A 4,888-nucleotide genomic window follows, 5' to 3' on the forward strand; every position below is an offset into this window, starting at 1 on the left:
GAAAATTCCTACAGGATTTCCACCAGCTCGACTTCGTAGGTGAGGTCTTCGCCGGCCAGCGGGTGGTTGGCGTCGAGGGTGATGTCTTCGTCGCTGACTTCGACCACGGTGACTTCGAGGATCTCGTCGTCATCGCCGGTCAGTTCCAGCTCCTGGCCGACTTCGGGGTAGATGTCGTCGGGCACGTCACTGCGCTTGACCTGGAAGACCTTTTCGTCGTCGTAGTCGCCAAAAGCGTCTTCAGCGGGGATGACGATGGTTTTCTTCTCGCCCGGGGCCATGCCGACCAGGGCCTCTTCGATCTGGGTGAAGAATTCGTCTTCGCCGATGACCAGCTCCATCGGGCCGGATTCGCCGCAGCCGCAGTCGTCAGTTCCGCAATCGTCTGAACTGCAATCGTCGGTGCTGCAGCTATCCACATCGTTTTCGAGGGTACTGTCGAAAACCGTGCCGTCTTCCATGGTGCCTACAAAGTTGATGGTGACGCGGTCACCTTTTTTTGCCTGTGCCATTAGTTTTCCTTCCATGAACTATATATTTGGTTATGCAGCCGAGGCTGCTTGCGCATGGTACGGGCAAAGGCAGGGGCGCGTCCATCAAAAAAACATGAAGAATCCTTGAGGTCGGGCGAATTGGTCAGGAGAGCGCCTCGAAACCGGAGATCACGTCGAGCAGTTCTTCGGTGATGCTGGTCTGCCGCAGGTGGTGGTAGCGGCCGGTGAGGGTCTCTGTCATTTCTTCAATTTTTTTCTCGGCCTGCTGCATGGCGGCCAGGCGGGCGGCGTTTTCGGCGGCCAGCGAGGCGGCGAAGGCTTCGAACAGGGAGATGAACAGGTACTCGCGGATCAGCGCAGGCAGGAGCCGCTGCGCGGGGATGGTGTGCAGCGGCAGGCTGCGCCCGGGCCAGTTCTGTCCGCCGATGGCCTGCAGCCACTGTTGGTCGGGGGGATACAGAGTGGCCCGGCATTGAATGTAACTCGCTCCGGTGTCGGGTTTGTTGTAACAGATCAGCAGGCGGGTTTCGCCAAGCTGGTTCCGGACCTTGTCGAAATGCAACAGCACATCATGGACGGCCGGGGTGACCTGGTGGCTGGAGGCGGGCAGGGCGAAGTCCTGGTCGAGGGTGCCGAAGCGGTCTTCGGCGTGGCCCGAGGCTTTGGCGCCTGCTACCCAGCAGACGCGGTTTGCGGTCGCCAGTCCGTTGTCGTTCATGGTGGCTTCGGCATAATCGATGATCGCCTCGTTGAAGCGGCCGACCATCCCCTGGTCGGAGCCGAAGATCAGCACCACCGTCTGTTGCGGAGGCTGAGTCCGGGGGAGCAGCGGTCGTCGCCGTAACGCCGCCCGCAGCCCGAGTTCGATGGAGCGCCGGTAGTCGTCCAGCGAGCGCATGGCCTGTTCGTACTGGCGGATGTTGACCGCCGCCAGGGATTTCATGGTCCGCACCACCGAGTGCAGATCGTCGGTCCCCTTGATCCGGCGTTTAATTTCCTGCAGCGTTTCCATCGGCCTCCTTGGTGGCCTCGCCTAGGGGTTTGACGGCCGCCTGTGCCCCTTTCAGCAGGCGGGCCATATCGGCTTCGTTTAGCGGCTGGCCGTTGTTGATTTTTTTACAGACTTCAGGCGTTTCGCCCAAAGCCGCGATCACCGCGGCCTCGGCTTCGACCAGCCGCTCCTCGGATACCTCGTCAAACACTCCTTGAGTGACGGCGTAGAGCACCATCACCTGCTCGGCGGCGGTCAGCGGTGAGAGCTGGGGCTGCTTGAGGATGGCCCGTACCCGGCGGCCACGGTCGAGGGCCTTGCGGGTTTCGGCGTCGAGCCGGGTGCCGAAGCGGGAGAAAATTTCCAGCTCTTCGAACTGGGCATAGCTGAGTTTGAGATCGCCGGCCACCGCCCGGTAGGCCGGCAGCTGGGTTTTGCCGCCGACCCGCGAGACCGACTTGCCGACATCGACCGCCGGCATGATGCCTTTCTGAAACAGCTGCGGCGACAGGTAGATCTGGCCGTCGGTGATGGAAATCAGGTTGGTCGGGATGTAGGCCGAGAGATTCTGCGCCTCCGTTTCGATAATCGGCAGCGCCGTCAGCGAGCCCCCGCCTTTTTCTTCGCGCAGATGGGTGGAGCGTTCGAGCAGGCGCGAGTGCAGGTAGAAGATGTCACCGGGAAAGGCTTCGCGCCCCGGCGGCCGCCGCAGCAGTAACGATAGTTCGCGGTAGGCTCTGGCGTGCTGGGTGAAATCGTCGTAGACCACCAGCACGTCGCGGCCCTGCCCCATGAACCACTCGGCCATGCTGGTGGCGGCGTAGGGGGCGATGTATTGCAGGCCGGCCGGGTCGTCTCCTTCGGCCACGACTACGGTGGTGTAATCCATCGCGTGGTTTTCCCGCAGCTGGTCCACAACCCGGGCGATGCTTGACGAGCGCTGGCCAATGGCGCAGTAGACGCAGAGAACGTCCTTGCCCCGCTGGTTGATGATGGTGTCGATGGCGATGGCGGACTTGCCGGTCTGGCGGTCGCCGAGGATCAGTTCGCGCTGGCCGCGGCCGATGGGGATCAACGCGTCAATGACCTTGAGGCCGGTGGCCAGCGGGACGGTGACCGGCAGCCGGTCCATGATCTCGGCGGCCGGCCGTTCGATGGGGAAGCGCTCGCTGCATGCTGGCGGTCCCTGGTCGTCTCGTGGCCGGCCGAGCGGGTCAATCACCCGGCCGAGCAGACTATCGCCGACCGGCACCGACAGAACCTCGCCGCCACGTCGGACCAGGTCGCCGGCGCTGAGGCTGCCGTAATCGCTGAGCAGCACCACGCCGACCTGATCGGCATCGAGGTTGAACGCCAGCCCTAAAACCCCCTCGGGGAAATGCAGCAGCTCTTCGCTGCGCACCCCCGGCAGACCATCGACCCGGGCGATCCCTTTACCGGTGTAGGTGACCCGGCCGACTTCTTCGGCGGCCAGTTCGGCCGAACTGGTCGACGCCTGCTCAATCGCGGCCAAGGCGGCATCCAGAGATTGTTTCAGTACTTCCGCTTCTCCGCTCATCTTTCCTCCTCGGCGTCGCTGGTCGGTTCCCGGGAGGGGGCCTGTTGATCGAACAGCGCTGCCACGGACCGCTGCAGATCATCCAGGTAGCCTTCGGTCCCCCAGGCCAGGCGCAGGCCGTCGGTTCTGATTTCGATGCCGAGCAGCAGTTCCGAATCCTGTTGCCAGTCCAGTTCTGTCTTTGTCTGACAGGTCTGGGACAGGGCTTCGGCCAACTGCCGGTGCAATTCGCCATCCGGCTCCCAGCCGCTGCGCACCTGCAGGGCACCGGCGCGGGCTGCAGCGGTGAAGCGTTCGAGATCTGCGGCGGGCAGCGCCTCGAGCTTCCGGATCAGCACCCGGACCAGGGCGGTCTCCAGTTGCGCTTCGGTTAGCTCGGCCAGGGCCCGGCGGGAGACCGTCAGAACGCCTGCGGCGGAGCGTTTTTTCAGCTGATCGAGAAAGGCACGTCGCTCGTTCTGCAGTGCCTGTCGCCAGTTTTGACGTTGCGCTTCGGCTTCGCTGCGGGCTTCAGCGAGCAGTTCGCGGCGGCGTTGTTCGGCTTCGGTTTCGGCCTGCTGCAGGAGTCCGGCGGCGGTCGTATCCAGCTCCCGTTGTTTGCGGCGATAGGTTTCCAGCACTTCGGCCGCTTCGGATCGCTTGCCGGCGGTATCCGTTCGGATCGCCGCCAGTTCATCTTCGCGGCGCTGCATGGCCTTGGTGATCGGGCCATAAAGGAAGCGCTTGAGCAAGAAGACCAGCAGCAGAAAGTTGATGATCTGGAAGCTGACGGTGGTCCAGTCGATGAGCATTAAGTGTCCTGTGTGGTTAGTTGTGTCGTACAATTCTGAGTAATTTGGGTTGCTGTCAAGGCGTCACCGACGAAGGCCTGGCCATGCGCTAAGCCAAGAAGGTGCAACGCAGGCAGCGGCCGAAATGGCCAGAATTGCTGGATAGAAGTAGCCTCACTGGACACTACCCTGCGGCCTGCTTCAGAAAATAGTTCCAGAACGGGTTGGCAAACAGCAGGATCATGGTGACGACGAAGCAGTAAATGGCCGTCGATTCGACCATCGCCATGCCGACGAAGAGGGTGCGGGTGATGGTGTTGGCTTCGTCGGGCTGTTGGGCCAGGGCGCTGAGGGCCTGGGCCAGGGCGCGCCCTTCGCCGAGGGCGGGGCCGATGGCGCCGAGGCCGATGCAGAGGCCGGCGGAGAAGATTGAGGTGACGGCGACCCATCCGAGAGAGTCCATGGGGGCTCCTTTCTTTCTTCTATTTGGATAAATGCTTTAGAACCGCCGGGACTCGCCCCGGCAGGCGACCTACTTTTTGTTAAACGACAAAAAGTAGGCAAAAAGCGTTTTCCACTAGCGTGGGGCATTGCTGTCGCGGTTGGCAGTGCTTCAAATGACCGCCACAGCAATTGATACCGATAGAACTTCGTGGTGCCTCCCCGTGCGCGAACGCGTGTCGAGGCGTCAGCGACGGTGCTGAAACACCCGTATCTGCAATCGCGTTTTTTGGTAAAACCTTAAAAACTGTGTCCGCCAGGTTTTCGCCTTTCCAGTAGCCCGGTGTTTGCTCAGCCCGGAAAATTGCTGAATCCACCACCACCGGCGGAAGATGTGCTACGAAGTGCCGCCGCCGGCATCGGCACAACGGTGGTGCCAACCTCCGCCAACCGGCCTAGTGCTCCTCATGCCCCCGGCAGGGTGAACGTTTTTTGCTTACTTTTTGTCGGCTTTCACAAAAAGTAAGGCGTCTGGCGGGACGCGACCCGCCGGTTTTCAAGGTTTTTCCGGAACATCATGTTTCACCTGCACCTGCACCGCCGCCGCAATATAAACCGCCGCCAGAATGGCAAA

At 61.9% G+C, this 4,888-nt stretch carries 5 protein-coding genes; all 5 read right to left on the bottom strand.

Annotated elements, in window-relative coordinates; translation table 11 throughout:
- Positions 1-8: 8 nt before the first annotated feature.
- Positions 9-512, bottom strand: coding sequence for an FKBP-type peptidyl-prolyl cis-trans isomerase (locus tag ABYV89_RS14485; RefSeq protein ID WP_432823646.1), 504 nt, complete (start codon positions 510-512; stop codon positions 9-11).
- 124 nt (positions 513-636) lie between these two features.
- On the bottom strand, positions 637-1,506 hold the full coding sequence (locus tag ABYV89_RS14490; protein WP_432823647.1) for a F0F1 ATP synthase subunit gamma: 870 nt from the start codon (positions 1,504-1,506) through the stop codon (positions 637-639).
- Positions 1,484-3,043, bottom strand: a complete 1,560-nt coding sequence (locus tag ABYV89_RS14495) for an alternate F1F0 ATPase, F1 subunit alpha (protein WP_432823648.1) — start codon at positions 3,041-3,043, stop codon at positions 1,484-1,486. The genes ABYV89_RS14490 and ABYV89_RS14495 overlap by 23 nt, the downstream gene beginning before the upstream one ends.
- A complete protein-coding gene (locus ABYV89_RS14500; protein ID WP_432823649.1) occupies positions 3,040-3,834 on the bottom strand; it encodes a hypothetical protein in 795 nt (264 codons plus the stop codon). The genes ABYV89_RS14495 and ABYV89_RS14500 overlap by 4 nt, the downstream gene beginning before the upstream one ends.
- Before the next feature lie 163 nt (positions 3,835-3,997).
- Positions 3,998-4,276 (bottom strand): F0F1 ATP synthase subunit C, encoded by a 279-nt coding sequence (locus ABYV89_RS14505; RefSeq protein WP_432823650.1) that lies wholly within the window; start codon positions 4,274-4,276, stop codon positions 3,998-4,000.
- Positions 4,277-4,888: the final 612 nt, after the last annotated feature.

The sequence above is a fragment of the Trichloromonas sp. genome (assembly GCF_041583255.1).
GTDB lineage: Bacteria > Desulfobacterota > Desulfuromonadia > Desulfuromonadales > Trichloromonadaceae > Trichloromonas.

What these genes read in the sequence shown, in the direction of transcription:
- ABYV89_RS14485 (WP_432823646.1), bottom strand. Translation starts at nt 512, where the DNA reads ATGGCACAGGCAAAAAAAGGTGACCGCGTCACCATCAACTTTGTAGGC.
- ABYV89_RS14490 (WP_432823647.1), bottom strand. Translation starts at nt 1,506, where the DNA reads ATGGAAACGCTGCAGGAAATTAAACGCCGGATCAAGGGGACCGACGAT.
- ABYV89_RS14495 (WP_432823648.1), bottom strand. Translation starts at nt 3,043, where the DNA reads ATGAGCGGAGAAGCGGAAGTACTGAAACAATCTCTGGATGCCGCCTTG.
- ABYV89_RS14500 (WP_432823649.1), bottom strand. Translation starts at nt 3,834, where the DNA reads ATGCTCATCGACTGGACCACCGTCAGCTTCCAGATCATCAACTTTCTG.
- ABYV89_RS14505 (WP_432823650.1), bottom strand. Translation starts at nt 4,276, where the DNA reads ATGGACTCTCTCGGATGGGTCGCCGTCACCTCAATCTTCTCCGCCGGC.